The organism is Methanospirillum hungatei JF-1 (genome assembly GCF_000013445.1).
Lineage (GTDB): Archaea > Halobacteriota > Methanomicrobia > Methanomicrobiales > Methanospirillaceae > Methanospirillum > Methanospirillum hungatei.
Genome location: NC_007796.1, coordinates 2,356,426 through 2,383,166, shown reverse-complemented (window position 1 = coordinate 2,383,166; position 26,741 = coordinate 2,356,426). Strand labels below are relative to the sequence as shown.

Below are 26,741 nucleotides of genomic sequence, written 5' to 3'. Positions count from 1 at the left end.
ATTAGTTTTCCCATAAGATGTGACATTACATAATGGTTATGCAGTCCGGGTATTCATCGCAACACCCCGCTGCACGTACTCATCCTGTACCCTGTAATTCTCCAGATCCACCGAGTAAAACCGTGAGAACTTCTCCACAAACCGGGGGCTCTTCATGACATCCATATCATCCGGAAGCTCAGCATGAGACCAGAACGTCCGGTTCGGGACAGCTCTCATAACCTCCCCGTCCCTGCTTACCACAATACCGTCTTTGAGGGTATATAACGTCTGCTGGAATGCTCCGATAACCTCTTCATACTGGAGCGATGGATCGGTCTCGTCCGGTTTTACCGGATATATTGCAATATCAGCAAGGGCTCCTTCCTTCAGATGTCCCTTCCCTTCATCGATAATTCCAAGCGCTTTTGCCTGCCCTGCCCTCGTCATAACCGCGATATCTTCAAAGCTCAGCTCCCGGTCGATGGTCCCGAGGGATGTCCGGTCTGTGGTAAGTCGGTGGACCTGACCTAGTTCCTTCTCCCGGTACTTGTTAGACATTAATAGGCCGATAATCTCTGGGTACTTCACAAAGGGAGCTCCGTTCGGGTTATCAGTCGTGAGCATACACTGCCAGGGATTTTTGATCAAAAGAGCCAGTTCAAGCCCGATGGCCCACATGATGCTGTTGACCAGAGATTTCCTGCTGTAATAGACAGGAATGATCCCTGAGCCGGTTTCGAGTTCCACGTCATGGTTGCTCCATTTGTTGTGGTGGAGTGTGTAGAGCCGGAACTCCATCGGCCCGTCTGCGGTCATGGTCATTGTCCGGCCAAACATGACCTGCCCCATGTCGATGACCACCTGTGGCTTGGTATTGACTGATCCAGCGATCTTCCCCGCTTCAGATCGAATATCGCCCCAGGTACTCCCTCCATAAGAGTGGAACTGGACATGGGTCAGATAGAGCGTCTGCCGGTTCGGATTAAGATCAGATGGAATATCAAGGGTCTGAAGGGTTGTCCGGTAATTTCCGGGCATACCCAGGTTATTGCAGTGAAGGTGAACCGAGTGGGGGAGATGTAAATATTCGCAGGCCTGAATGGTTGTATCAATGATGTCCCGTGGGGTGATATCCCAGTTTGGGACCGGTTCATCGATGTTTGAGAGGTCATCCCCGAACCCCCACGCTTCAGTACCGCCCGGATTGGTAAGTTTTATCCCAAAACCCTTGACGGCTGAAAGTGTCCACCCGATGACCGCGGCAGCCTGTCTGACATCCTTGTCGGCGACTGCTTCAAAAAGACTCCAGTTCCCGTCAAACAGGGTATTTGCAAGCATGTCCTGCATGGGTGTTGCAGCAAACTCCTCATGGGTGTGACGTGCCTCCAGGGGTGCCATTGCCCCCTCAAGAAGCGTTGTATACCCCATCTTGCTATACCGGTAACTGTTCCCGTATGTCGTCGGGACCGTATACCCGGAGGTCGGATACATCGCACCGCGTCGTGGCGTCCTTCCGGCCCGCATGTCTTCAGGGCTCATATACCGGCCAAAATTGACCTTGGTTCCACAGACATGGGTATGAGAGTCTATTCCTCCTGGCAACGTCAGGTGGCCGCCGGCATCGATAACCTCACAGGATCCTGACACCTTGTCTACGATTCTTCCTTCCCGGATAGGAAGATCCATGATATCCCCACGGATTCCCTGGAGTGGATCGATGACATAGGCGTTCTTAATCAGGAGTTCACGCATTCTCTTTCACCTGCCTGATGCGATCATAAATCTTCTCCATGAGCTCGGTGTCGGTCGGGTAACCGGTCTCGATAAATTTGCGTGTCCTGATGGGAATTCCATCCATCCGGTATGCTGTTCCTGCTGCATCAATCCCATTTACCGCAGAGGGGATCTGCAGGGTGCAGAGGTGAGTAGTTGCACTCGGGTAGGGATCAAAGAGGATGGTTGGAATTTTTGCAAGATGTTCACAGCAGATTCGTGGGAAATGGGCTCCAGGATCACTTGCCATAATGAGTGCAGCATCCGCCTCTTTCCGTGCAAGGATATCAACTGCGGTGGTCTCACCTGGGTTATAAAATGCAATACCCCTTGAATAATCCACGGCAAAGGGATACCCGGTGATCCAGGTGAACACTTCGTTTGATCCATATACATTCGAATGCCCCCGCATCGGTGATATGGTCCATTTGGTATGGCGGTTTAATTCATCGACAAATTCGATGGCATTCCTGATATTTTTATATTTACCGCCGGTCATTGTGATACCGACGCCGAAGAAGAGAGCACCGAATTTTGCCTTTTTGCACATATCAGCAACCCGGATAAGCTGAGTCTTTGGAACACCTGCAACCATATCCGGTATAATGTCCCCTCTCCCCCTGATGATGGCCCGAAGAGCAGACAGAACATGATAATCCCCACCCTGCTCAAGCTGCACAAACTCAGTTGCTATCTCTGCGGTTGGTGTCTTTCTGACATCGACGACGATGACTCTTCGTTCGCGGAATGCGTTGTGGAGGAAATAAGCATCGGCATAGTTAGTATACCTGCTCAGGTGCCTTGGATGAGCTTCTATCGGATTTGACCCCCAGTATATTATCGTATCAGCCCGGTTTTTCACCTGTCCCAAGGTACAGCCGGGGTGGCCGACCTCCTGGATTGCAAGGATAGATGGTCCATGACAGACTGATGTGGTGCTGTCCACGACTCCTCCGATAAGTTCAGCAAGGTGAGCTCCGATGGCCTGTGTCTCTGTTGCACACCCTGACCACCCATAGAGGAGCGGACGATCCGCTTCAGACAGGACTTTAACTGCGAACTCTATTGCTTCTTCATAGGAGATATCAACCCATTCATCCCCCGTTCGCATGATAGGGCCTTTGAGCCGGTTTCCTGCATCATCAAGAAACTTATGGGCTCCCAACGTGCAGGCGTTCTCAACTCCTGATATCTTCCCGTCGGTTACCTCGATCATGATATCATCACAGAGGCATCCGCAGTAGGGGCAGACCACATGCCTGATTTTATCTACCATACGGGAGCCCTCCCAAATGTTGCATCAGTTCTCCCACTGTCGGGATTTTTTCTCCGGTCGCCTCTATTTCTGCCACTGATCCTTTAAAGTCTGGCATCCCGGTGCTGTGAGTGGTTCCGCCAACCAGAGCATTGGCATAGGGTCCGAGCGGGAGAAATCCGGTCCCCCGCTTTATCGTCTCATCAGAAATGACCCGGAGTACAACAGAAATACCCCCGGTTGTTGCTTTCACCCGCTCCCCGTCATCAATTCCGATCTCCATCATGTCCACGGGGTTGAGGTGGAGGGTTGATGTCTCCCTGAAGTATTCTGGTGAATTCTTCCGGTCCACATGGGATCCCTGGATCACTGTCCGTCCGGTATTGATACGGATTTTCATGTCTCCTCCGATATCTGCAGGGGTTCGAGGACCCGGGCCACAAGAATTGACCTGGTCGGGCACTGCTCTTCACAGGTCTTGCATCCGGTGCATTTATCTTCATGGAATACGGTGTTGATCCCCTTGTATACCCGCATGATGACTTCATCAGAGGTGCTCGTCCCTTTTGCTGCCAGTTGGGGATCTATCTCCTTATTGACCGGGCAGGCAACCGTGCAGCTCCCACACCCCATGCAGGTGACCGGGTTTATGGTGATGTGGAACTGGAACTGCATATAGGTGCCGTCCTGTGCATTTTTCATATGAACCCGGCCGGCATCAAGGACCAGTTCCGGGCAGATCTCAACACACAGGCCACACCTGATACAATGTCCAAGATGGATGACCGGTTTCCACTCTCCGGGTTTATCAGTTCTGATGACCTCAATCGCCCCGGGAGCCGGGCAGATCATCATGCATTGAAAGCAATGGGTGCATTCCTTTCCGGTCAGATGGGGGAATTCCCTGAAATGGGGCGGCGTGGAGAGGGGGGCAGTCTTCGCAAGGAAGAATGTTTTCACCCACTCAGGTCGTGCCATATGCCGGATATATGAAAGGATGGATCTCATCTGTTACCTCTCAGTACAGGCAACGCACGGGTCAGAGCTGATGTATGCCGCCGTGACATCTGCAACCGATGTTACTCCCGGGATCATGTATCGTGCACATGCTTCTATATTCATAATAGACGGGGTCTGGATAGATATCTCCTGGACTCTTCCATGAGTATCTGATTTAATCCGGTAGGTCAGTTCACCTCTTGGCGCTTCACCCTTATGGGTGGTCTCACCCCGTCCGATGGTCCCTCCACCTCGTATCTTTCCTTCCGGAAGGGTCCGGATGATGGTTCGTATCAGATCCACACTCTGTAAAATTTCCTGGAACCGTAGCATGACCCTGGCATAGTTATCTCCTTCAGTCCGTACCAGGGGTGAGAAGTTCAGCCTCTGGTATGTCGGGTGGTCTGATCTGCAGTCAGTGGTAATACCACAGGCCCGTGCGGTTGGCCCGACTGCATGGATGAGTTCTGCCTGCTCGCGGGTCATGACACCAATCCCCTTACTCCGAAGTCCGATGAGCGGCCCTGATTCAAACATGCTCATGTACCGGCGGGTTTCCCGTTCCACGTCATCCATGGCGGTCATTATTCGGGTCAGGTCTTCATTGTCAGGATCAAATCGCACCCCTCCGGGAACGATGTAGGCACAAGTGACTCTTGCACCGGTGAGGTATTCGAGCATGTCCATGACCGTTTCACGGATATTGAGGAGATACATCCCGATGGTCTCATGTTCGATGGTATAACAGTATGAGAAGTTTGCAATCAGGTGGCTTTGCATCCGGTCCAGCTCATTTGCAAGCACCCGCAGGTATGCAGCCCGATCTGGAACCGTAACCCCGGATATCTTCTCCATGGTCTCAATAAACACAAAGTTATGAATGACTGAACAGATTCCGCATACTCGTTCGGCAAGGAACATGACCTCCTGCCAGGGCCGGCCAACCATGATCCGTTCAATCCCTTTCTTCATGTACCCAAGTTCAACCTCGGCGGCAAGGACCTGCTCTCCAAAGGTCTCACATTTAATCCGGCATGGCTCTTTGAAAATCGGATGGACCGGGCCGAGGGGTATGGAAACATCAACGGTTTTTTTCATCGCCGTAACTCCCAGTCTTTGAATATCAGAGGAGCGACTGAAAGGATGGCCTGAATTATTTCAGTCGGTCGTGGGGGACAACCGGGGACCTCTGCAGCAATCGGAATATAACTCTTTGCAGGAGCCCTGGTAAGTGTCTGTGGCCTGGAAAAGACACATCCGGAGATCGGGCAGTTGCCGATTGAGACCGCTACCTTGGGCTCCGGGATCTTATCCCACACCATTCTGAGTTTATCTTCCCACTGGGGAGTCACCCCGCCGATGATAAGCAGAACATCCGCCTCTCTCGGGTTATTGTGGACATAAATGCCATACTGCTCAAGATCATACCGGGGCGAGAGGCAGGCAAGGACCTCGATATCACATCCGTTGCATGAACCGGTGTCCACATAACAGACATGAATCGACCGCTGACGGACGGCGTTCTTCAGGGACTGGAGTGTTGTCATTTGCTCTCCTCCTCAAATACCCGTGACTGCAGGAATTTTTTTCCATATTCAGCGTTACTGTTGTTATTGGTGGACTCTTGCATGGCCTCTTCCATTACATCAGGGGAGATAATAGGGATATAGGTCGTGAAAAGTTCATACCCTATCTCCCGCCTTATTCCCCCCTCTTTATCGCCCCGTTCCCGCCAGCTGTCATATCTGACAGCAAGTGACTCCAGCATCATCATATCAAGGTTTTCTATTAGTATTCGTCGCAGTTTCATCGGAGGAATTCCCAGCATATCTGCACAGGCAGTGACCACTCTCTTATGGTACGGACTGTTCAGGATGGCAAATTTCATTCCATACAGGTCACGCTCATATATATCTGTCATACCAGCCCTCCGCTTTTCAAAATCGCATACAGGCCGAAGAGCAAAATACAGATCCAGACTGCAATCATCTCCCCGTCATGGAGCTGATGCTCATTTTTGGTGAAGGGAAGCAGGGCAAGGGCGGCAACGGCAATAATTCCAAGTACTGCCTGCCAGAGTACATGTCCCCTGACGAGTTCAATCCCGAATAACACTCCATAAATAAGTGCTCCTCCAGCAAGAGCTATCCTGATGAGGTTCATCCCATCACCCCGAGAATGATAATATACACTGCGAGGACCCCGGTGATCACCGTCTGCAGGGCAACCGCATCAAATGGCGAGAGCATCGGCGTGAATGCACAGACAAAGGAGAGTGATATCAGGACGATAAGCATTGCAAGGAGCATCAGGTACCAGGGGAGGGCACCGATAAAGAGCAGAACAAATGCTGCCAGAAGTACGAAGGTTTTTAATGCATAGGCCACTTCAAGACCGGCCCTCCAGACACCAAAGTGCTCGGTACGGTTCCCTGATACGATCTCTTTCGCCTCAATGATTGAGAACGGGCCATAATGCATCTTGGAGAGTATGACAATGTACATGGCGATGGCTATCGGGAATGCCCCGACGAGCATGGGCCCGTGCATCTCCTGATACCTGGTTATATCGCTGATCATCAGGGAACCGGTCACCACATATATCCCTGCAATGGTTGCAAAGAGCGGAATCTCTGATGCTGCAGACATCACCGACCGTATTGCCCCAAACTTTCCGTATGGTGAACCAGACGAGAGCCCGAGCCCGTGTTCGGTGATCTTATGGAGCATAAATACCGCGAAGAGGAGGAGCAGACTGCCGCCACTGAAGATGATATAGAATGCACCAGTCCAGATGGCTATGGAAACCGCCACGATAAAGACAAACATAGGCATGCTTGCCGTTTTCGGAATCCATGTCTGCTTAAAGGAGAATTTTAAGGTATGGAGTATCTCCTGCCAGATCGGCGGGCCAGGTCTTCCCTGTATCCGTGCGATGACTTTTCGATGTATACCATGAAACAAAAGGCCGATAAAAACTGCTGGAAGTATCAGTGTTATCATATTAATACCCGGTAAATGGGATATCCCCGTCTGTATTCGATGCATTCCACCAGAGAAAGAGTGCCAGATTGAATACCGGAAATGTCAGAACCACAACGATCACCGGAAACCATCCCGGCTCGGTTCCAATGGATACCGCATATGCCGAAAGCCCGAGGATGACTGCTGTAATTATGGTTACTGCCAGATATGACTCTTTATTCATTGTTACACCGTCAGAATGATCTCAATTACCCGGAGGAAGATGAGGAGCGAACTGACATGGATCATCAGTACATAGGGTGCTCCCGGTGCCCGGGTGATCTCAGCCTTTGCGATATAAAAGGGAGCCATTCCTTCTCCCATCACTCCAAGGACCAGGAACATCTTTGCAGCCAGGGGGACCATCCCAAGGCCGGCAAGTTCCCAAATGGACAGGGTTCCACAGGTCCCAAGGGCCGTTGCTGCACCGCCAAAAAGGAACGTGGTTGCAACCATCGCAACGATTCCGTAATTATATGCCGCATTCAGTACATACCGGTTGTTTACACCGGCAACAATCCCGATGTTGGTTATCCCGATGAGTGCGGTAAAAAGGGAGAAGTTAAAGAGGTCGCCTGAGCTCACTGCCCCAAGTGTAGCAAGACCACAGGCGATTGCCATAAATCGCTGAAAACGCAAATTGTCCGGATTTATCTCCTTGGTGTATATCGCATCAGTACCAAAGACGATATCTGTCTGCCGCTCCGGTCGTGCGATGATGGCGATGATGATGAAGGCGGTCGCAAACAGGAACAGGGTTGTCGTGTATAGACTAAAGTAATTGACAATGTCCCCGAACTCCAGGACAAAGAGTTCCTCTCCTTCAATGGGCAGATTAAACATTCCGTCCCTCCTGCATGGTGCCGATAAGTGCCATCTTGGTGGTTACTTTAACGAGAATCGCCCCTCCGGAGAGCATCACCGCAATAAGCCAGGCCTGTGGTAAGATCATGAATATAAAGAATGCCACAATCCAGAGTGCCCATGCATACCCGGATATTGTTTCAAGCAGTGCAAACCGCTCTTCATATCCCTTACAGAGGAAGTAGAATACAAGTCCTATTCCTGCGACTGCACCTCCTGAGAACCCTGACAGGATAATCCCATACACAACCAGGGCAAAGGTGATGATGGGTGGTGCGGTCCGCATGACCTCGATCCGAATCGGTTTATATGCCGGAAGAGGGAGTTTCTCCTTTCTGATATAGAGTTCAGTCAGCATCAGGAGTTCAGAAATACCGACCACAAGACCGGGGAGGATCAGGGCTTCTGCCAGATCTGTTGCGACAAGACAGATAAGAACAAGGCCTGTCGTTTCTATCAGGTCCACAACAAGGATTTTATGGATATCATCCCGTTCCCTGAAGAGAGCAATGAATGATATGGTTACACAGATAAGGGTGCATAAAAGACCGATCTGATAAAAATCCATCATTCTTTCCTCCTGAACAGGAATGAAGCAATGGCAAATGCAGTAAAGAGGATACTCGTCTCGACCACAGTATCAAGGCCCCGGGTGTTATAGAGGATTTCATCAAGGATTCCTCCAGGATGTGCAACGATTGTGGTTCCAAGATATGGCGTTGTATTTGCAAGGAACCATGAGAGTGGCGTCAGGTATGCCGTAACAAATCCGACCGTCGGGGAGTTTTCCGGATACTGGGCCTTCACATCTGCCCTTGTAAAGGGAATACCTCCCCGGTCATAGGGATTAAGAGTTGAATCACGGTTTATTGTTTTAGAATAAATCTGGTCCTCATGGTAGGTAAGCATGGGAACCATGATCAATCCGCAGATAGCAACGAAAATTCCTAGTGCAGCGTATACTGCAACGAGGTTTTCATAGGTTGACATCCAGTTTGAAAATGTCCGAAAGTTGCGCCCTATCCACCGGATCATTCCTTTGCCCTCCTTTCGATCAATAGTACGAGAACAAAAGTAGTCAGGGTTGATACCGCAATAAATGTCAGCAATGCCAGCGTCTCATCAAATGACAAGGCCACGAGAAGTAGTCCGAAGGCTGGAATTTCCAGATTAATAAGACGAGTCAGATACTCCCGGTCACGGGGAAAAGCGGTTATCCACGTCCCGATGATGAGCAGAATCAGACCTGCAAAAAACTCAGGATTCATGCGGCCCCCTTTTTGCAGAGCTGAAGTACAAAAATGGTTGACAGTGGTATTATGAGAGCAAGGGCTGCTGCCACATCAACATAGCCCCGTGCAATAATGAGGGGCATTACGCCGCCTGCAATAATCCCGATTGCGATAAGTTTTGCATAGGGATCCCGTGCAAAACCTGCATACAATCCACCAATAAGGGCAATGGCACAAAATATCAGGAGCAGGGTGTTCATTCCTCCACCCCTCCGGCCCACGTGCTCGCGATAGCATTTGATTCAAATGTCGAGCCGATAAAATAGGTTGCTGCGGCAATAATCCCAAGCGGGTGAGGGATGAGAAGGGCCATGATTCCGGAAACAGCAAAGCTGAATACATTCAGGAATGGCAGTTTACGCATGACATCCTGTTCAAGAATGATTCTGATGACTGCATAGAGAGCAATAAGGCCACACATGAGGGCTGCAAGTTCAGCACTCTCAGACGGGGGGCTGATATATGAGGAGGAGAATGGGCCGGATATCAAGCCAAGCAGGTCTTCTGTTCCGTCGATGCTCATCTCCGAATCCTCCATATTGCTCCAAGCAGCCTGCTTGAGTGCCGGTGAGATATCCCCTGTATAGTCAGGATGGCAATTACCATTCCGATGATGAAGAACTCAGCCGGAATCCCGATCTGGGTCCCAAGGTATACCATAAAGGTTGCCAGAAAACATCCCGTTGTCCCGGCATACCCCGGATCATAACAGATGCGGTTTCCAATATACACGAGAACCGTTGCAATAAGGCCCCCTGGTATTCCAAAACAGTATACTCCACAGGCAGCAAGAAGGGTCCCGGCCGATGCATCAGGGGATGATACAATATTGCCCATCATGGTCCCTCCCCTGAGATCTCCTCCAGTCTTCTCAACTGCTGCTGCAATCGCTTTTGCTCCGACAACGCCCCCTTCCCGAGGCAGTGCCCAGATCATATCAATGGTGATAAAGAGAACCCAGCAGCAGATGGCTGCAAAGGCAATCTGAAGGAACGAGCTAATCATGCCGGTTAGTAACGTACACTTCGTGCGGGAACAGATTAAAGGTTGTGATCCATGATTATACACCAGACTGAAAGAAGAAAGAGCCGTTTTTGCACCAGGGTCAATGGAACTCTCGGGTTTCCCTCATATGAGTAAATAATTAGTATTCAGGACAGGTTTCATAGGCATCCTGAAGCGCCTTCCAGAGCTCATTCTTCCAAATCTTCCCGGTCTTCGGATTGTAGATCGCCGACCAGGATTTCATGAGGATATCTTCCCGTCCGGTCTCCATGAGCACATAGAATTCTGCCATATATGCTTCATATTCCCGCTCGATGGTGCATCCGAATGTTTCTTCATCACTGGTCAGATGCTGCACGGCATGCGTGAGTTCATGTGCGATGGTTCCGCTCACCTCTTCCCATGTTTTTCTCTTCCAGAAATCCCATGAGATGTAAACCTTCCCTGGTTCTTTCTTACCGCTTGCATAGACATATTTCCCGTTTGAGTCGATCTCGTCAGTCAGCCTGAGTTCTATCCCATAATCAGGAACAAGGCCGGCAAGGTCTTGTAACAGGTCATTATCTGAATACGCAAGAATCTCCCATGCTTTCATCAGGTCAGGATCAATGAGGTCTTCAGGGTTTCTTGCAGGTTTCGGCGTTTCCTCCTCTATTGGTGCCAGAACTTCCACATCAGCCGACCGGGCAAGCTGGCCGTTTATGAATAACCGGAGGGTGTAGATCCCCGGGTCCAGTTCACGGCCATCCTCCCATGAGATTGACCGGTGTGTGATTCCCTCTTCCCCTTCGTCCCATTCCTCTTCGGTTGAGTAAAACCATTCGTCATTATAGAGCCATTCTACCTCGACCGGCATCCCGTCTTGCATGTTCATAAACGGGAAGACCGCACAGATCTTCACGGTGCCAGGGTCAAATGCAACCACCGGCCTGATAGGGACACTCTCCTCGGTGACTCCTTCCGAGAATGAGATCTCTCCAAAAGCAGCAAAACTTATGGTATGTTCTCCAAATGCCGGAGATCCTACAGAGAGCAGGCAAAGCAGGATGATAAGGATGAATGAAAAAGCACCGGAGATATTATCGATGGGCCGGACTCTTTCCTTTCTCCTCTTTAGGAGTGATGGGGTGTATGCCATAGTGTTTTGTCAGGAAAAGACGGACTTTATCGGTTTTCACAAAGTTTTTATCAACTTCATTTATTAAAGCATCGATAGTCTTAATCTGCTCAAAGATCTTCTCTTCATAATCCCCGCCCTGCAACTCATTGAGGATGGTGATAGATGCCAGGGGATTTCTGATCTGATCATTTATCGCAGCAAGTCTGACAAGATTCTCTTCAATCTGGGATATTGCAGTAATCTCCCGCTTCCTCATCTCCAAAAGCTCGGTTACATCACGGAATATTATCATAACGAGGATTTCATCACCGGAAAGGATAGCGCTGCATTGAGCTTGTGTATTCAAAATTTTTCCATCTTTCTTCATGAAGTCCCATTCAATAATGGATAAATCACCCTGGGTAACCCGGCGAATTATCTCACGGGATGCCTCTTTGGAATCTCTCCCGTCTGGTTGTGTCGGTGGTGAGAATTCGAAAAGTTCTTTCCCGATAATCTCCTTCATGTTCATCCCGATAAGATGAGTTGCTGCATTATTGCAACTCTCAATTCTGGTATCTTTCAGGATGAAGATCGCTTCGTGTGCAGATTCAAAAAGTCTCCGATAATTCTCCTCTGCTTTCCATCTCTTTCCCAGTTCCTCAAGCAGCTCTTCCTCCCGCATTTTCAAATTGTTAATCGTCCCTTTCAGACTTGTTACAAGGCTGTTTATGGCTTTTTCAATAGTATTGAACTCAGATGATCCGGTCGGGCGGATCCGGTGGTCCAGGTCTCCGTCTGCGATATGCTGAATATCTTCAACAATCCGGTCGATCGGCCTGGACAGGTATCGTGACGCGGCAAAGGCTCCCCCGGCTGCAATAATCGCTGTGAGGAGCAGGAAGCCACCAAAAATCAAAGTAAGAGTCAGTTTTTTATGATCCCGGTCATCAGTTGAATATACCGTCCGTGCCGCCAGAAACATCTCGGATGCTGATGGTGACTCTGAATCACTGATAGGAAGATGGGTGTACCGGATAATATCTCCGGTTACCGGGTCCGTCTCTTCATAATTTGTATTATCTGCAAATGTTCTGATGATTTTCGACAATGTTTCCGCATTTGGCTGTTCGTTTGCGGCAGGTTCAGGATATTTCGAGACCAGTTCATATCGTGAATTGTATAGTTCAATAGACCGGATATCCTGATTCAGATCAGGAAGATTATTGATGAGTTCTTTGTATGATGCACCGGATGCGTAGGGTAGTAACCGGTCAAATGACCTGCTAATTTCTAGCAGATATCTCCTGTCACTGGTTCCCATGTATGCAAATTTCCGTATGGGTGCATTTTTCGCATATCCCCGCACCATCCGATCCGGAACAAAGGTGCCATTCTCCCTGATCGCAGAGACGACCGAATAAAACTTCGGCCACATTTTAAAGTCAAGTCCGATATCTTCAACAAAGGTGCTTTTCACTACCTGCCCATCGGCATGAACCAGGTAAAAGTCATAGGTCCCCTCCAGCTGTGCATCCACCTGCTCTTTTAATGCGCTGAGATTAATCTTTGCGATATCTCCCCCCGAGTTTTCATAAGCGGTATGGTATATATCCATTGCTTGCTCCAAGGAGGGAATATATTGCAGTTCATACAGGGAAATCCCCCGGTCAATCCAGATAACTGATTGTTTCAGAATCTGGTCGGTGAGGTTCTGCCGGTTTTTAAATTCCTCATCCAGGGTAGCCAGTGACCCCGAGTACCAGACGATGACCAGCGTAATAAGGGAAAACAGGAGTACAAAAAGTATGACTGCCGCTAATTTGCGTGAAAATGATGAAAAAATCAATGGCGGTTCATCCCCCATATATACCCCGTAAGAGGGGAATTGGATATAGTATTACTTAAAAACTTCTGTGTCTGATATGAGATCAGGTTCTTGGTAAGGGTGGGGTGTCTTTTTTATGAAAGTGATTCATATTGCAGGATGGTCTGGTTCAGGGAAAACAACATTCATCCTTGAGCTCTGTTCACATCTTGTACATCGTGGCAGAACGGCAACTATCAAGCATATCGGGAGTCATTATAATGTTCTTCCACTTGGGAAGGATACGACACTTCATTTTGAGGCCGGAGCCGACCCGGCAATCGGAATAGATGACGAGAAAACATCAGCTTCTTTTCACAGTACCAATCTGGATGATGCGTTAAACCATCTGTCAGATTCAGGGATCAGGTATACAGTAATTGAAGGATTTAAAAAAAGACCCTTTCAGAAGATACTTATTGGTGACCTGGACGGGAAATACCTGTTAAAAAATCCGCAAATCCCTGACGTTCTGGCGGCCCTTGATCAGTTTGATGACTGGTATACTATGGCTGGTCTTATGAAAGAATTGAGTGAGGAATACCTGCATTGTCAGATCGTATCTTGGACCGGATATACTTCTGATTATGTTCAGGCAGCAGGCCTTTGTTCACAGATAGAGGAGCAATATGCAGGTGATCACCGGATTTCAGGAATACGTGCCAGGGTACAGAGGTGGGTGTATGATGATCGGTACCCGGTGTACCTGGTCATGGCCATGCCTGCCCTTCATGCTGATGTTGAAGTCTTTTCTGAGGCACTCAAATTACTCCATCCCTTATTACAGTCATGACACAGCATACCCCCCGCATGGCCCGGTTAATCCCTCTCATGAGTTCTGTATCCGGTCAGGATCCTGCTGAAATAAGCCAGGTTACCGGAGAAGTACTTCAGATCGTATCTGATTCCTTGTTCAGACTGACGAGGGAGCATCCACGGTTTCGTGCTCCTGACTCTTTCCTGCTCACTGATACTTTTTCATCAGAGATGACCAGAAAAGAGGCAAATGCATTTTTATGTGCTTGTTTTCTTGAATATCGATCAGGAAAGACGGATGTATGGGATAATGTGGTTTTTTTCACCGAGGAGGTTTTGGACAATCCTGAATCCCTGTGGCAGGAGATTGTTGATCACACCCAGGAGGGATGGGATGAACGTTTTTTTGATTATAACCTCCATCCCGAACCAAAGATTCACTCCCGGCTTTATACGATAGCTACCCTGATGATCAGATTTTATGCAGGTGACGGCCGGCAGATATGGATCGGATATGAGCAGGATCCGGAGTCGGTATACAAACGGCTCTTACTCCTCAGAATTCCCCGGTCAATTGCATGTCTTATTGTTGGCACATTAAAAGACCTGGGGATTATCCAGGGGCCGTTTGATATTGTGGGTGATATTGTTGATTCACGGGTTCTGGGGCGGATGATATGTGGGGATGGAAGCGGGATCACGCCCATGAAAGCACGGCGGCTTGCCAGGATGCTCTCACCTGAAGATCCCTGGGATCTGGATCGGCCACTCTACCTCATCGGCTCAACGTGGTGCGGTCCTGGACCGAAATGCAGAGCCTGCCTGGTGAAACATGCATGTGTATTCGCCGTATCAGAAGAACTCGGGATTCGCCCTGATCCAGTCTTTCGGGATACCCTGTTTGGAAAGAAAACGATACAAAAGACATTAAAGCAGTGGCAAAATCCTGAAATATATGATTCCTGATTCAGGTTCCTCTCTGAATTCTGACTCAGGACAGGATTTTCATAATTTTAGCTGGCAGCTTTATATCTTCTTCTGTTCTATATGAAATATATGACCGGCCGGATTGATACACCGCAGAAGATCAGGTTTTTAAAGTTCATCCATTCCCGCGAATCCGGAGTAAAACCCGGTGAAATTGCACAAAATTTTGGGATCCGGGCTTCTACCGTCACACGTTCTCTCCATGAACTTGGACAAGCCGGGTATATCCGGTATGACTCCTATAAAATGGTCTTTCTTACTGATGCCGGTAAGGATCTGACCCGTTTTCTTCAGCGTCGACACCGTATCCTCTCACTCATGTTTACCCGTGCCGGTCTTTCAGAACATGATGCATGTATCCAGGCTGAAAAGATAGAACATCTGGTTCCAAAGGTTCATATCGACCAGATATGTCGTTCATTAGGTCATCCAAGCCGGGCGGCATGTGGGGTAATTGACCATGATCCTCTCTGCTGCGGAGTTTGAAAATGGAAAATATTAGCTTCAAGCTTCAATTCGGGAAGATGGAAAACCGCCATATTTTTCATCATATTGGGCGTTGTAGTCAGGTATTTCTGGTTCTCTGCTGGGTTGTTCTTTTTCTCTGTGTATGTGGCTGCATTGAACAGCAGGAAGTCTCTCCTTCCCATTCCCTGGTGGTCGCCTGCACCATCCCTCCCCAGGAGGAGTTTATCAGAGCGGTTGCAGGTGATTATCCTGTTTCAGTGCTGGTGATGGTCCCGCCCGGGGCAAGTCCGCATACCTTTGAACCGACCCCGTCACAGATTGCCGGTCTAGAGTCTGCAGATCTCTACATTGCACTGGGTTCAGGAATTGAGTTTGAGAACCGGTGGATGGAGAGAATAACCCGGATCTATCCGGATATGCCGATCATCAATGCCTCACATACCATCGTGGTCCACCGTGTAGCACATACGCATGAGCATGAGGGTGAAGAAGCGGATCAGGAGTCTGATCATTTTGACCCCCACGTCTGGCTGTCACTTCAGAATGCCGCCCGTATCGTCAATACCACTGCAGAAGCGATGGCCGATGCACGACCGGAGATGAGAGATACGTTCTATTCAAACCGGGACAAGTACCTCGAAAACCTTGCAGATATTGACCAGGAAATCCGTGAATCATTCAAGGAGTTAAAATCAAGGACAATTCTCGTATTTCATCCTGCTTTTGGATATTTCTGCAGGGACTATGATCTGACCCAGATGGCGGTTGAAGAGAACAGCCGTGAACCATCAGCAAAGCAGCTCGCAGATCTTATCACACAGGCAAAATCCATGGGAATAACCATTGTTTTTGCAGAACCTGAAGAGTCCACGAAGCAGGCTGAGACTCTGGCACGTGAGCTGAATGGGACCATGGTTCTTATCAGTCCGCTTGCCGGGGATTACCTTGAGAACATGCGACAGATAGCAGAGAGAATATCAGGGGTATCATGAATCATGAACCGGTGATTGAGGTTACCAATGTATCCATCATCAGGAATCAGCAAAAAGTCCTGGATTCGATAACCTTTCAGGTCAGGAAAGGTGACTTTTTCGCTATCATCGGTCCGAACGGGGCCGGGAAAACAACACTGGTCAGGGCCATCCTCGGTCTTATCCCCTGCGATACCGGGGAGATCCTTCTTTTCGGCTCACCGGCAACACCTGATACCAGGGCCAGGATAGGATATGTTCCTCAAATGCATGCATTTGATTTCTCCTTTCCGATTACTGTTCATGAAATGGTTCTGACCGGCATGATGGGGAGAAAGAGCGGGGTTATCAGACGATATACTCATGAGGATCATGCTGCTGCAGACAAGGCATTATCCAGGCTATCAGCTGAGCCCCTTGGGCCCCGGCCGGTTCGCGAGTTATCTGGTGGGGAGCGGCAGCGGGCTTTGATTGCACGGGCGTTAGCCGGAAACCCTGATATCCTCATTCTAGATGAACCAACGGTCTATGTGGATACTCCGACAGAAGAACACTTTTATGAACTTCTCTCCTCGTTAGCAAAGGAAATCACCATTGTAATGATAACCCATGATATCGGTGTGGTCTCCAGACACGTTAACCGGGTTGCCTGTCTGAACCGGCGTTTATTTATGCATGAGAGTGATCAAGTGGCACCTGAGATGATCTCCCGAACCTATGGGTGTCCGGTTGATCTCATTACCCATGGGGATATTCCACACCGGGTACTGGAGCGACATGGAGATCATCCATGATTGAAGCACTCAGCTTTGAATTTTTCCGGTCCGCTCTTCTCTCCGGCCTTATGGCATCAGTCATCTGTGGCATCATCGGGAGTTATATCTATGTCAGGCATATGATATCGATAGCCGGGGGGATATCCCATGCAGCCTTTGGCGGGATTGGACTTGGATATCTTCTGGGTATTGACCCGGTTGTCGGTGCCTTCTGGTTCACCCTTGGTATTGCTGCTCTCATCTGGGGGCTGATTGAACGGGCAAAAGAGCACATTGACACGCTCATCGGTGCGTTCTGGGCCGGTGGGATGGCCTTTGGTATCCTCTGTCTCTCTCTGACCCCTGGGTATACTCCCGACCTCTTCAGTTATCTCTTTGGCAATATTCTCCTGGTCGCACCAGAACATCTGATGATGATCGCTCTTTTGGCGGTCAGTATTGTCCTCCTCTTCTGGATTCTGTACCCTGTACTGCAGGCTGTGGCATTTGATGCCGAGTATGCCACCATCTCAAACCTGCCGACCAGGAGTCTTCATCTGGTGGTTCTGTCCCTGATAGCGATATCAGTAGTGGTTCTCATCCAGGTTGTCGGTATCATCCTCGTCATTGCCCTTCTGACACTCCCTGCAGCCATTGCCCGGCCATGTTCAGGAACACTGAATGGTATGATGGTCAGGGCTACTTTGATAAGCATGATTCTGACAACATCAGGTATCTTTCTCTCCTGGATCTTTGACATCCCCTCAGGCTCTACCATCATTCTCCTTGGTGTAGTCGTGTACCTCCTGGTATTGGGAGGAGGCAGTATTGCGAGGGGGTTTAGAAAAGATATGCAAAATACTGATTAGACAGGGGGAATATCCCCCTTTTTTTGGTGGGTATGTGATGACCTGCAGGCTGTACTGAACCTGTCCGGGGTGTTATGTGATTATGTTGATGGAGCAATGATGAATCGGTTGATACTGGTTTTCTGATGTACTCCCACCATTGAGATCATCACAGTAGTACTATTATCCGTTGGGTAATAATCTATATGAATATTATCACTATAGTTTCTAGACAAAAAAAAGAGTTACTGGAGAACCAGGTTCTTGTTATATGTCAGCACATCCGGAATTGAGTCCACGCCCTCTACTGATTTCGGGAAGTTGGTAAATATGACCCGATTTGCATAAATTGCCATATCTTCAAGTGCCTCTGCAATACCCTTTGCCATCTCGCCTGACTGCATATTCTCAATCACGTAGATCTTTCCGCCACCAGGCAGGAGATCCAGTGCATAGAGTTTCTGCGGATCTGCCTTCAATGTGTCAACTACCTTTGCCGGTGTCTTATTGCCACCAAATGCGAACTCCGGAGCAAAGAAATCAACCACATTCAGACCAAGCCATTTCTCAACCGGCTCTCTCTGCCAGGCCATGACAACTGCATACTTCTTTGCAAGCAGACCTTTCTCCTCATCGGTCAGGGTTCCTGCTGCCATAATCTTGTCCTTGTATGCCTGTGCACGTTCATCAAAAGCCTTTGCTTTGGTGGCATCTGCTGCTTTCAGCCAGCCAAGGACCGTGTCTGCAAGTTCCACAGCGGTATCAGGGGTGTTCCATGAAGTGTCCTGCTTCAGGATCTTCCAGTTTGTCTTTCCAAACCCGTTTGAGTCACGGAATTTTTCTACCGCCTGCATGGTTGCAAAATCCATACTGGAGTTATGGGCCAGGAACAGATCTGCCTTCTCAAGATTCTCTGCATTCTTCTGAATCAGGCCTGGCAGAATATCTCCCTGCAGGTGCGGGCAGACGGTCGGGTCAGCGATGTATACGACATTTACATCCTCGCCCCCAATCTCATGAACCGGATCCCACAGGACGGAGGTCGTTGTTACAACGTTCAGGGCCATTGCCCCCGGAATAAGAGCAATGATGATGCCTAGAATCAGCAATAATCCTGCATGCTTCATAATTATTACTTCTTCATTTTTCGTATTAATGATTGTGAAACACTATCTTTCTCTTAGGTGATACTGCTACTGCTCCGACAAACAGGCCGCTAAAAATCACCGCCGTCAGAGGGCCGACCGGGAGGGAGTACAAAATACCACATATCGCACCTGTGACACTGACAATAACTGCAATAACCGGTGCCATGATGAACATATTCCGCATAGTATTACAGAACTGGTAGGCGATCGCAGCTGGGGTCACCAGCCAGACATACAGGAGCAGTCCGCCGACGATTGGGATACTCAGGGCAACCATGACTGAGATCAGAAACAGGATCCCATAGTAGACCGGTTTCACCTGAATCCCCGCAATTTCGGCAAGACGTTTGTGAAAGACGATCGCGGTTATCTCCTTGTAAAAGATTATCAGGAATATGAGGATGGTGCAGGTGATGACAGCCAGGGCATAGATCTCCTCCCGATAGAGGGAGATGACATTCCCATACAGGAGTGAACTTGCATCAAAGCCCTTTCCCGTCCCCTGCATGAGTGCAATAAAGAAGATAGCAACGGCCATCATGGTCCCGAAGAGCACCCCCAGGGTTGTATCAGTATGCATCCTGGTCCGGTCACTGAGTGGCCCCATCAGAAAAGCGGTCAGGATACTTACTAATACTGCTGACGGGAGAACTGCGTACCCGAAAAATGCCCCGACTGATCCACCGGCAAAAGCGGCATGGGACATGGTAAACCCGATGGATGAGATGTTCATCTGGGTGATCAGGACACTTAATATCGCACAGCCCAGGGAGGCAAAGAGCATCGCCTCCACTGCATGGCACATGACATTATTTGGAATGAGAAATTCCAGCATCAGGCTGCCACCGAGGCAGAACGAACCAGGTTTCCAACATCAGACGGATGAGAGAGCTGATTGAGGATGATCTCCCCATGCTGCATGACAACAACCCTGATGTCCCGGTCTGGCAGGGCGTCAAATGCATGAGATACGATAAGGACCGGAATCCCTGCATCGGCTATCTGGCAGAGGAGTCTGCTGACTTCTTCCCGAGTGACCATGTCAAGGTTGCTGAAGGGTTCATCGAGGAGAAGAACCTCTGGATCCTTTGCTAGATTTTGTGCAATAAGCACCTTCTGCTGCTGTCCTCCGGAGAGTTTTCCGATCTGGTTCTTTTGCATCAGGCTCAGGCCCAGCTGGTTTATTGCCGATGTGACCTTGTCCATGTCCCTGCTGGAATGACGTTTCAGCCATCCAATCTTTCCGTACCGTCCCATAAGGACAACCTCCTCAACGGTGAACGGGGTGTACGGGTGAAAATCAAAATTCTGAATGACATACCCGATCTTCTTACGTGCAGCACACCCGTCTTTGATGACGTCATGACCACAGACCTGAACGCTGCCATTGACCACCGGAAGCAGTCCTGCAATTGTTTCCAGGAGAGTGGTTTTACCAGCTCCGTTCGGACCCCCAATCACGACAAACTCGCCCGGTTTTATCCTGAGGGTGACATCTTTTATGACCGGAAGGTCTGCGCCTTCATAGGTGGTCCATACTTCTTTGAGCTGGATGATGTGGTCTTTGCCACAGGTCATGAGAGGACCTCAACCGAGAAGAGCTGGTCATCAGGGAGAGAATACAGGTCAGCAGCATATTTCTCGATCTCGAGTTCATAATCCGGTGTATCCTGGGGCAACTGTTTTAATGCCAGTGGCTTTAGACGGATTTTCACTCCATCAGATGAGAACTCGGTGTACACGACATCAGATTTCACGATCTCAATATTGCCTTTTCCAAGGGTGCATCCGCTTCCCAGCTGAACGCCATCAGCGAGGCACGACTGCGGGGTAGTGCCTGAACAATAGATACTGGCCTTCATGGCAAAGGGATTGTCACCTAATTTTTGTAATGCATATCTTCCCATCCGGTACCCGATTACAATAAACGGGCCCAGATGTCCATGAAATCTGGCAAGTTCCGTAACAGGGTATTCACGGGGGAGCTCCATATAGTGGCAGTGTTCATGCCATTTCATGATCATCTATCTTTGTTTGTAACACAAAAAATGTACTATTCATATCCTTTGAGAAGAATGATCGGGCCGTATTATCATATGCTGTAAAATTATGTAAAATAGCGTATTTGTATCAAATATTTATAAAGGGTGTGAAAACAGGGTAAAATAATCCGGAATCAGATCCGTGGCCTGATATCCGGCATCTCTTTCTGCGTTATTTCTTTCACTCTCTTAGGTTTTCCCTCTTTATCATAGAGGTACACCGTGTAGCTATCCTTATTGTCCTTCAGAATCACCGGGGTTGAGATCTTGTAAAACTTCCCATCCTGGAAGATACGGTTCCGCTCGTCCCAGTCCACCCCGAGTTCAAATACACATCAAATCGTCCCTGACCAATACTCTTGATACTGCCATAATCCTCCGCAGGAATATATATCGCATAGAGCGGATCGGCATTTCCGCCAAGAGTGACAATCACAACCGCGTCCAGGTCATTGCCGGTATTGTCAAAGTTCAGGACAATGTTACCTGCACTGGGCGGATGCCCGTACACATATGATGAGTCAATAACTGCTGCACTCACTCCGGATATAACAAGACCGGAGAGAAGGATGAGGAGAATCGCGGTATACCACTCTGATGGTGCCATACATGGAAATGGAAATCAACAAAGATAAAGGTTTCATTCATTCAGAAGAGATAGGGAAGAAGAATTGTACTCCTTCCGTTGCTTCCTTTCTCTATTGATATACGGACAGGGATCCTCTCTTTGAGTGCCGATACATGCGAGATAACGCCGATGAGTTTCCCCTCCTGCTCAAGACCGGATAACGTGGAAAGGGCGGTTTCAAGAGCATCATCATCAAGCGTTCCAAATCCTTCATCAAGGAAGAGGGAATCAACCCTGACATTCTGACTTGCCATATGTGAAAGGCCAAGAGCCAGGGCAAGACTGACCATGAAAATCTCTCCTCCTGACAGGTTCTTTACTGACCTGACCACACCACCCTGCCAGGTGTCGATGACCTGCATGTCCAGGGGGAGATCCTTGTCCTGAATAAGGATGTACCGGTCGGTCATGCGTTGTAAATGCTGGTTTGCATGACTGAGGAGAATACAGAATGTGAGTCCCTGGGCAAACACCCTGAATTTCTTCCCATCCGCTGAACCGATGAGCTCATTGAGACGGTGCCATTTATTCACCTCCCGCTGCCGGGCATCCCGGATGGCAATCTTCTCACGCTGCTGCCGTACCATCTCTTCATGTCTGATAAGTTTCTCCTGGTTCTTCCCAATATCTGCTATATATAGGTCTTTTTGTTTCTGTAACTCCTCTAGGTCTGCTTTCAGGTCCAAAGCCGGTTTTGTCGTGAGATTTTTCTTCTGCTCTTCCACATACCTGGTTTCTGCAGATATTTTCCGCTCTCGTATCCGGGTCTCTTCGGTTCTGATATCTTCCCATACCTTTTCAAGCCGGACCATCTCTTCCTGCTTCATCAGGGCAGATGTATATGCCTCTTCGTCTTGAAATCCTGCCTGTCGGATATGGGAGAGAAATTCGTCAAGAGATGAACTGATGTCCTGTTGAGCTTCTGAAATTCGTTTCTCAAGATCTGAAAGAAGACCTTCGAGTGATTGCAGCCGGTTGGAGAGATCGTTCTTCTCCTTCTGCCTGGTCTCGAATATCTCGCTGGCTTTTTTAACCGCTTCGGCCAGACGCTTCTCTTCACAGTCAGTATCCTTCTCTCCAAATTTATTGTTTCGCTCGTTTTTCAGGGCATGCAGCGTTAATTCCTTCTCCTTTATGGCTTCATGCGTTCTGGTTATCTCATTGGTTTTTTCAGATATCCTTGCAATGAGACCACTCAATTTTGCATGTAATTCCTGAAGCCCGACTTCACAGGACTTTATCCTGTCTTCCTGCTCCTGAAATCTTTTTTGTCGGTTCTTCAAAGTGAGCAGGAGTGCCGGCATGTTGGTATCCTGATTTATGGAACACCCGAGATCGGCAAGTACTGGCTGCAGTTCTAGAAAAGAGGTGGATATCTTCGATTCACTGGCTGCAATCAGCTCCTGTATCTCCCCGATTCTGGTTTCACCTGATATAATCTCAAACTCCTTCTCCCTGTAGTTCTTCTCAAGGGAGATCAGGGTTTCCCGGTTCGTACTAATAAGGGGAGATGCTTTTTTGATCTGCTCGTCATATTGCTCTGCAGTACGGAGTGTTGCCTCGAGACTCCCGAGTTCTGATGCAGCAGATTTTATGCATGATTCAAGGGTTCTTTCATCGGTTTCTGCATGTATGCCATGGAGTTCAGCCCCCTCTTTCCATGCCCGGTTCAGTTCATTCAGTTGAGCGTCGCATTCGGTGATATCCTCAGTGCATCTTTTGAGCTCACCTTCTTTTTCAGCAATTATTGCCGTAAGGCTGGTCAGTTCCCTGGTAAGATCCTTGATCTTCTTTTCTTCTTCTACAAAATCACTGATGATCTCATCAGGTTTAATCTCCTGTTCTGTTACAAATGGATGGTGAAGGGAGCCACACAGTGGACAGGGTTCTCCGTCTACAAGCTGATTTCTCTCTGTGGCGAGATCTCTGACCTTCGCTGCTAGGAATGCAGCCGTCCGCTTTGTAGTCAGGAGTTCTTCACGATGTTTGAGATCTGACCCGAGGCGTTCTTTTTCATATCCGGATGACTGCAGGTAATGGATAAGGTCATCCCGTTTCAGACTTAGTGCTTCTTTATTTGCAGATATCTCTCTTTTTCCGGTCAAAATTTCTTTCAGCCGGTTCAGATGTTCAATTCTGACCTTTTTATCATCACGCCTCTGTCGCAGTTCTCCGATTGTGGTGCCGGACAGAATTTTTTCGAGTTCTCCTTCTCGGATTTTTTGCTGGTCTTCAAGTACCTGTAATGCTTGTTGCTTCTTCTCCCGGTCCTTTTTGAGGTCTTCCAGGTCCTGTCTCTTTGAATGAACCAGTCGTTTCTGCTCCGAGCAGTCTTTGTTCAACCTCCCGATTGTTTTCATCTCATTCAGGATCTGGTGGATCTTCTCTTCAGTTCCTGAATAGATATCCCTGATGACTGCATCCCTGGCATTTTGATCAATATACCTGGCAGCATCACTTTTTTCTCTTAAAATTGTCTGTTGTTTCTTTTCTGCCAGTTCCTGCTCACTCGTATATCCTGCCAGAAGGTCCTGTAGTCCCTTTAATTCTTCTTTCTTTTTATACAGCTCTGATTCCTTCTCTCTGATCTGTTTATCAAGGGTCCTGATCTCATTGATGAGTACATATCCTTCTTCTCGTTCCCGTTCAGCCTGGTCCATTTCGGTTTTAGCACTCAGAACCAGACTCTCAACGTCGGGAAGCGAAGCCTTGAGTGAGTCTCTCATACGGGCTGTTTCTTCATACTGTCTGGTATCCTTTTGAAGTGTCTCCCGTTTCAACTCAAGCGGGGCATATAACCCCTGGAATGATGCCGCTTTCTGTGCTGCAAGAAGTGCTATTCTGGAAGGCTCGAAGGCAGCCTTTTTCTCGTCAAGGTGTTTTGCATCCGTCTCAAGACCATCGATTTCACTGCGGAGTTTCTCAAGTGTTTCAATCCACTGGATGGCCTCATTGGTCCGGATGATCATAACATCTTTCCCTGCTGCAGCCTTCCGGAGTTCCTCTATCTGCTGCTCTATGCTCTCCTTTTCTTCAGGAGAAAGGATAGATATGAGATCACATTCACGGGTTACCTGCTCAAGTTTTTCCCGCTCACTCGTGTATCGCTCATAAGTCTTTTCTGATAACTTTGAATAGATGGCTGTTCCGGTTATCTGCTCAAGGATTGGTGCCCGTTCATCTGCCCCGGCCTGAAGAAAAGCGGCAAATCCCCCTTGGGCAAGAAGGATGGATCTCGTAAACTGGTCATAGTCCATGCCGGTTACTTCTTTCACAATCTCCTGGACCTGGTTTATCTTTGAAGCCAGTATCTCTTTGGTATCAGCCCGGCTGATCTCATGCTGCGGGGGCTGCAGCTCACCGTCCGGCTTATTTTTTGCCCGCCGCTGGTTCCAGTGACAGACAAATCTCCCTTTTTGAGATTCAAATACGACTTCGGCAGAACATTCACCGGTATGCCTGGTCATGATATGATTGTTCGTTTTGGTAACTTTCCCAAGCCGGGGTGTTTTCCCGTACAGTGCCAGACAGATGGCATCAAGAACGGTCGTTTTCCCTGATCCGGTCGGGCCTGTGATCAGAAAAATACCGGAAGAGGTAAATGCGGGATTGGAAAAGTCGATGGTCCAGTCACCGGCAAGGGAATTCAGGTTTGAAAATTTCAGTTGCAGGATCTTCATCTCGTCACTCCGAATTGGTGTCCTCTTCCAGCAGTTCTGAGTAGATTTCATGGAATGATTCAAGAAGTTCCTGACGTTCTTCCTTCGGGATTTCTGCAGCATCAAGCCGTCTGTGAAATACCTCTTCAGGAGAAAGCCCGGCCAGGGACTCTTCAGCACGTTCAGGTTGCATTGCCTGTGCAGATATCCGCTGAGCTTTCACTTTCAGGACCTCAACAGGTGATCCCTGAATAGTGGTTCGGATCCTCTCCGACGCGTCTGGAATGATACGGGGATCTTCAAGAATTACCTCAACCAGGGCAGGAGAGTACTCCATCTTCAATCTGCCAAGTTCCTTTAATACCTCTTCAAACGCTCCTGATATTCTGCGTAATTGTTGAAATACCGGGACCGGGATCTCTTTCACCGACATATTGCGTGAATCCTGCACATCAAGCATGAGGACCGATTTCGTCTGCCCGGCCTCTCCAAATCCCATAGGCAGGGGTGCACCACTGTATCGCATCCGGTCATTCCCACATACTCTCTGGGGAAGGTGCAGGTGACCGAGCGCCAGGTAATCGATGCAGGAAGGAAACGCATCAGCCCCGACACTGGCGAGTGTTCCCAGGTACAGGTCACGACAGCCGTCATCTTCCCTGGTTATGCCTCCTGCAGCAAACAGATGTCCGGTTGCAATAATCGGGATGAAATCTCCCATCTCCTCCCGCATCTTTTCTGCACAGGAACCAATTGCATGATATCGGGCTTTTATCCCTTCAATAAGGTTTGCCGCCTTCTCTCCGGCACTCTCCCCTGCCTGCATGGTTCTGACATCCCGGTCACGGAGGTACGGGACCGGACAGATGATAAGTTCGGGTCTCCCGTCCTGGTCTTTCAATATGGTGATAAGTTCCTCAGGATCATCCGGCACCTGACCGACGACGGTGATATTCAGGTATTTGCAGAGCTCCCGTGGTGCTGCAATAAGGGAGGGGGAGTCATGGTTTCCGGCGGTAATGATGATCTGCCTGCAGGAGGATCCGGCAGCTCTTGCAAGGAACTGGTAATATTGCTCCAGGGAACGGTTCGGCGGGGTGGTTGTATCAAATATATCTCCTGCAACGATGAGGATATCAACCCCTTCCCGGTTAATGAGGGATAAGAGCCATGAGAGGAATTGTTCGTGTTCATCGTATCGTTTACGCCCGCAGATCTGGTTCCCGAGGTGCCAGTCCGAGGTATGGAGGATCTTCATTCAGGTATCTCCGGATAATACCTGATTAAGATCATTACTCGAAAAACCATTCAAAAAAAGTT

32 protein-coding genes are annotated in these 26,741 nt (G+C 48.8%); 6 read left to right on the top strand and 26 right to left on the bottom strand.

The features are described 5' to 3' along the window. Positions 1-36 precede the first annotated feature (36 nt). The 19 genes from MHUN_RS10950 to MHUN_RS10860 all read right to left on the bottom strand — a co-directional run bounded on the left by MHUN_RS10950 (position 37) and on the right by MHUN_RS10860 (position 13,159). Positions 37-1,734: a formylmethanofuran dehydrogenase subunit A gene (locus MHUN_RS10950; protein ID WP_011449075.1), complete on the bottom strand. Its 1,698-nt coding sequence runs from the start codon at positions 1,732-1,734 to the stop codon at positions 37-39. Further along, on the bottom strand, positions 1,727-3,031 hold the full coding sequence (locus MHUN_RS10945) for a formylmethanofuran dehydrogenase subunit B (protein WP_011449074.1): 1,305 nt from the start codon (positions 3,029-3,031) through the stop codon (positions 1,727-1,729). The genes MHUN_RS10950 and MHUN_RS10945 overlap by 8 nt, the downstream gene beginning before the upstream one ends. Continuing rightward, a complete protein-coding gene (locus MHUN_RS10940; RefSeq protein WP_011449073.1) occupies positions 3,021-3,410 on the bottom strand; it encodes a molybdopterin dinucleotide binding domain-containing protein in 390 nt (129 codons plus the stop codon). Before MHUN_RS10940 ends, MHUN_RS10945 begins: the two co-directional genes overlap by 11 nt. After that, the gene (locus tag MHUN_RS10935) at positions 3,407-4,018 is read right to left on the bottom strand and encodes a 4Fe-4S dicluster domain-containing protein (RefSeq protein ID WP_011449072.1); all 612 of its coding nucleotides are present in this window, start codon (positions 4,016-4,018) and stop codon (positions 3,407-3,409) included. The genes MHUN_RS10940 and MHUN_RS10935 overlap by 4 nt, the downstream gene beginning before the upstream one ends. 3 nt (positions 4,019-4,021) lie before the next feature. After that, complete coding sequence (locus MHUN_RS10930) at positions 4,022-5,107, bottom strand: nickel-dependent hydrogenase large subunit (RefSeq protein ID WP_011449071.1); 1,086 nt, start codon at positions 5,105-5,107, stop codon at positions 4,022-4,024. Further along, a complete protein-coding gene (locus MHUN_RS10925) occupies positions 5,104-5,556 on the bottom strand; it encodes an NADH-quinone oxidoreductase subunit B family protein (RefSeq protein ID WP_011449070.1) in 453 nt (150 codons plus the stop codon). The genes MHUN_RS10930 and MHUN_RS10925 overlap by 4 nt, the downstream gene beginning before the upstream one ends. Beyond that, complete coding sequence (locus MHUN_RS10920; RefSeq protein ID WP_011449069.1) at positions 5,553-5,930, bottom strand: hypothetical protein; 378 nt, start codon at positions 5,928-5,930, stop codon at positions 5,553-5,555. The genes MHUN_RS10925 and MHUN_RS10920 overlap by 4 nt, the downstream gene beginning before the upstream one ends. Further along, entirely contained in the window at positions 5,927-6,172 is a 246-nt protein-coding gene (locus tag MHUN_RS10915) for a hypothetical protein (protein WP_011449068.1), read from the bottom strand. Before MHUN_RS10915 ends, MHUN_RS10920 begins: the two co-directional genes overlap by 4 nt. Next, positions 6,169-7,011 (bottom strand): respiratory chain complex I subunit 1 family protein, encoded by an 843-nt coding sequence (locus tag MHUN_RS10910; protein ID WP_011449067.1) that lies wholly within the window; start codon positions 7,009-7,011, stop codon positions 6,169-6,171. The genes MHUN_RS10915 and MHUN_RS10910 overlap by 4 nt, the downstream gene beginning before the upstream one ends. A 1-nt stretch (position 7,012) precedes the next feature. Further along, positions 7,013-7,216, bottom strand: a complete 204-nt coding sequence (locus tag MHUN_RS10905) for a hypothetical protein (protein ID WP_048067465.1) — start codon at positions 7,214-7,216, stop codon at positions 7,013-7,015. 2 nt (positions 7,217-7,218) lie between these two features. Continuing rightward, entirely contained in the window at positions 7,219-7,875 is a 657-nt protein-coding gene (locus MHUN_RS10900) for a membrane protein (RefSeq protein WP_011449066.1), read from the bottom strand. Beyond that, on the bottom strand, positions 7,868-8,467 hold the full coding sequence (locus MHUN_RS10895; RefSeq protein WP_011449065.1) for an EhaG family protein: 600 nt from the start codon (positions 8,465-8,467) through the stop codon (positions 7,868-7,870). Before MHUN_RS10895 ends, MHUN_RS10900 begins: the two co-directional genes overlap by 8 nt. Next, entirely contained in the window at positions 8,464-8,931 is a 468-nt protein-coding gene (locus MHUN_RS10890; RefSeq protein ID WP_011449064.1) for an EhaF family protein, read from the bottom strand. Before MHUN_RS10890 ends, MHUN_RS10895 begins: the two co-directional genes overlap by 4 nt. Next, the gene (locus MHUN_RS10885) at positions 8,928-9,164 is read right to left on the bottom strand and encodes an EhaE family protein (protein WP_011449063.1); all 237 of its coding nucleotides are present in this window, start codon (positions 9,162-9,164) and stop codon (positions 8,928-8,930) included. The genes MHUN_RS10890 and MHUN_RS10885 overlap by 4 nt, the downstream gene beginning before the upstream one ends. After that, positions 9,161-9,388, bottom strand: a complete 228-nt coding sequence (locus MHUN_RS10880) for an EhaD family protein (RefSeq protein ID WP_011449062.1) — start codon at positions 9,386-9,388, stop codon at positions 9,161-9,163. The genes MHUN_RS10885 and MHUN_RS10880 overlap by 4 nt, the downstream gene beginning before the upstream one ends. After that, positions 9,385-9,711 carry a DUF2109 domain-containing protein gene (locus tag MHUN_RS10875; protein WP_011449061.1) on the bottom strand — a complete coding sequence of 109 codons (327 nt, stop codon included), beginning with the start codon at positions 9,709-9,711 and terminating at the stop codon, positions 9,385-9,387. Before MHUN_RS10875 ends, MHUN_RS10880 begins: the two co-directional genes overlap by 4 nt. After that, positions 9,708-10,193 carry a hypothetical protein gene (locus tag MHUN_RS10870; protein ID WP_011449060.1) on the bottom strand — a complete coding sequence of 162 codons (486 nt, stop codon included), beginning with the start codon at positions 10,191-10,193 and terminating at the stop codon, positions 9,708-9,710. The genes MHUN_RS10875 and MHUN_RS10870 overlap by 4 nt, the downstream gene beginning before the upstream one ends. Before the next feature lie 139 nt (positions 10,194-10,332). Continuing rightward, positions 10,333-11,331, bottom strand: coding sequence for a hypothetical protein (locus MHUN_RS10865; RefSeq protein WP_048067464.1), 999 nt, complete (start codon positions 11,329-11,331; stop codon positions 10,333-10,335). Next, on the bottom strand, positions 11,273-13,159 hold the full coding sequence (locus MHUN_RS10860) for a PAS domain-containing protein (RefSeq protein ID WP_011449058.1): 1,887 nt from the start codon (positions 13,157-13,159) through the stop codon (positions 11,273-11,275). Before MHUN_RS10860 ends, MHUN_RS10865 begins: the two co-directional genes overlap by 59 nt. A 97-nt stretch (positions 13,160-13,256) precedes the next feature. On the opposite strand from MHUN_RS10860, the gene mobB reads away from it, so the two are divergent. From mobB to MHUN_RS10830, 6 genes are all read left to right on the top strand, one after another. Then, entirely contained in the window at positions 13,257-13,952 is a 696-nt protein-coding gene (mobB, locus tag MHUN_RS17680; RefSeq protein ID WP_011449057.1) for a molybdopterin-guanine dinucleotide biosynthesis protein B, read from the top strand. Continuing rightward, positions 13,949-14,881 (top strand): hypothetical protein, encoded by a 933-nt coding sequence (locus MHUN_RS10850; protein ID WP_011449056.1) that lies wholly within the window; start codon positions 13,949-13,951, stop codon positions 14,879-14,881. Before mobB ends, MHUN_RS10850 begins: the two co-directional genes overlap by 4 nt. A 90-nt stretch (positions 14,882-14,971) precedes the next feature. Then, a complete protein-coding gene (locus MHUN_RS10845; protein WP_158498218.1) occupies positions 14,972-15,388 on the top strand; it encodes a metal-dependent transcriptional regulator in 417 nt (138 codons plus the stop codon). A 2-nt stretch (positions 15,389-15,390) separates the two neighbouring features. Further along, positions 15,391-16,362 (top strand): metal ABC transporter solute-binding protein, Zn/Mn family, encoded by a 972-nt coding sequence (locus MHUN_RS10840; RefSeq protein WP_011449054.1) that lies wholly within the window; start codon positions 15,391-15,393, stop codon positions 16,360-16,362. Then, positions 16,359-17,135, top strand: coding sequence for a metal ABC transporter ATP-binding protein (locus tag MHUN_RS10835; RefSeq protein WP_011449053.1), 777 nt, complete (start codon positions 16,359-16,361; stop codon positions 17,133-17,135). Before MHUN_RS10840 ends, MHUN_RS10835 begins: the two co-directional genes overlap by 4 nt. Next, complete coding sequence (locus MHUN_RS10830) at positions 17,132-17,965, top strand: metal ABC transporter permease (protein WP_011449052.1); 834 nt, start codon at positions 17,132-17,134, stop codon at positions 17,963-17,965. The genes MHUN_RS10835 and MHUN_RS10830 overlap by 4 nt, the downstream gene beginning before the upstream one ends. A 224-nt stretch (positions 17,966-18,189) precedes the next feature. Here the strand turns inward: MHUN_RS10830 and MHUN_RS10825 are convergent, their stop codons facing one another. The 7 genes from MHUN_RS10825 to MHUN_RS10795 form a co-directional block, all read right to left on the bottom strand. Beyond that, complete coding sequence (locus tag MHUN_RS10825) at positions 18,190-19,071, bottom strand: metal ABC transporter solute-binding protein, Zn/Mn family (protein ID WP_011449051.1); 882 nt, start codon at positions 19,069-19,071, stop codon at positions 18,190-18,192. Between the two features lie 25 nt (positions 19,072-19,096). After that, complete coding sequence (locus MHUN_RS10820; protein ID WP_011449050.1) at positions 19,097-19,927, bottom strand: metal ABC transporter permease; 831 nt, start codon at positions 19,925-19,927, stop codon at positions 19,097-19,099. Continuing rightward, positions 19,927-20,670, bottom strand: a complete 744-nt coding sequence (locus tag MHUN_RS10815) for a metal ABC transporter ATP-binding protein (protein ID WP_011449049.1) — start codon at positions 20,668-20,670, stop codon at positions 19,927-19,929. Before MHUN_RS10815 ends, MHUN_RS10820 begins: the two co-directional genes overlap by 1 nt. Beyond that, positions 20,667-21,110 carry a formylmethanofuran dehydrogenase subunit E family protein gene (locus tag MHUN_RS10810; RefSeq protein WP_048067998.1) on the bottom strand — a complete coding sequence of 148 codons (444 nt, stop codon included), beginning with the start codon at positions 21,108-21,110 and terminating at the stop codon, positions 20,667-20,669. The genes MHUN_RS10815 and MHUN_RS10810 overlap by 4 nt, the downstream gene beginning before the upstream one ends. 274 nt (positions 21,111-21,384) lie before the next feature. After that, a complete protein-coding gene (locus MHUN_RS10805; RefSeq protein ID WP_011449047.1) occupies positions 21,385-21,741 on the bottom strand; it encodes a hypothetical protein in 357 nt (118 codons plus the stop codon). A 41-nt stretch (positions 21,742-21,782) separates the two neighbouring features. Further along, the gene (locus MHUN_RS10800) at positions 21,783-25,493 is read right to left on the bottom strand and encodes an AAA family ATPase (RefSeq protein WP_048067463.1); all 3,711 of its coding nucleotides are present in this window, start codon (positions 25,491-25,493) and stop codon (positions 21,783-21,785) included. Then, entirely contained in the window at positions 25,447-26,679 is a 1,233-nt protein-coding gene (locus tag MHUN_RS10795; RefSeq protein WP_011449045.1) for an exonuclease SbcCD subunit D C-terminal domain-containing protein, read from the bottom strand. Before MHUN_RS10795 ends, MHUN_RS10800 begins: the two co-directional genes overlap by 47 nt. Positions 26,680-26,741: the final 62 nt, after the last annotated feature.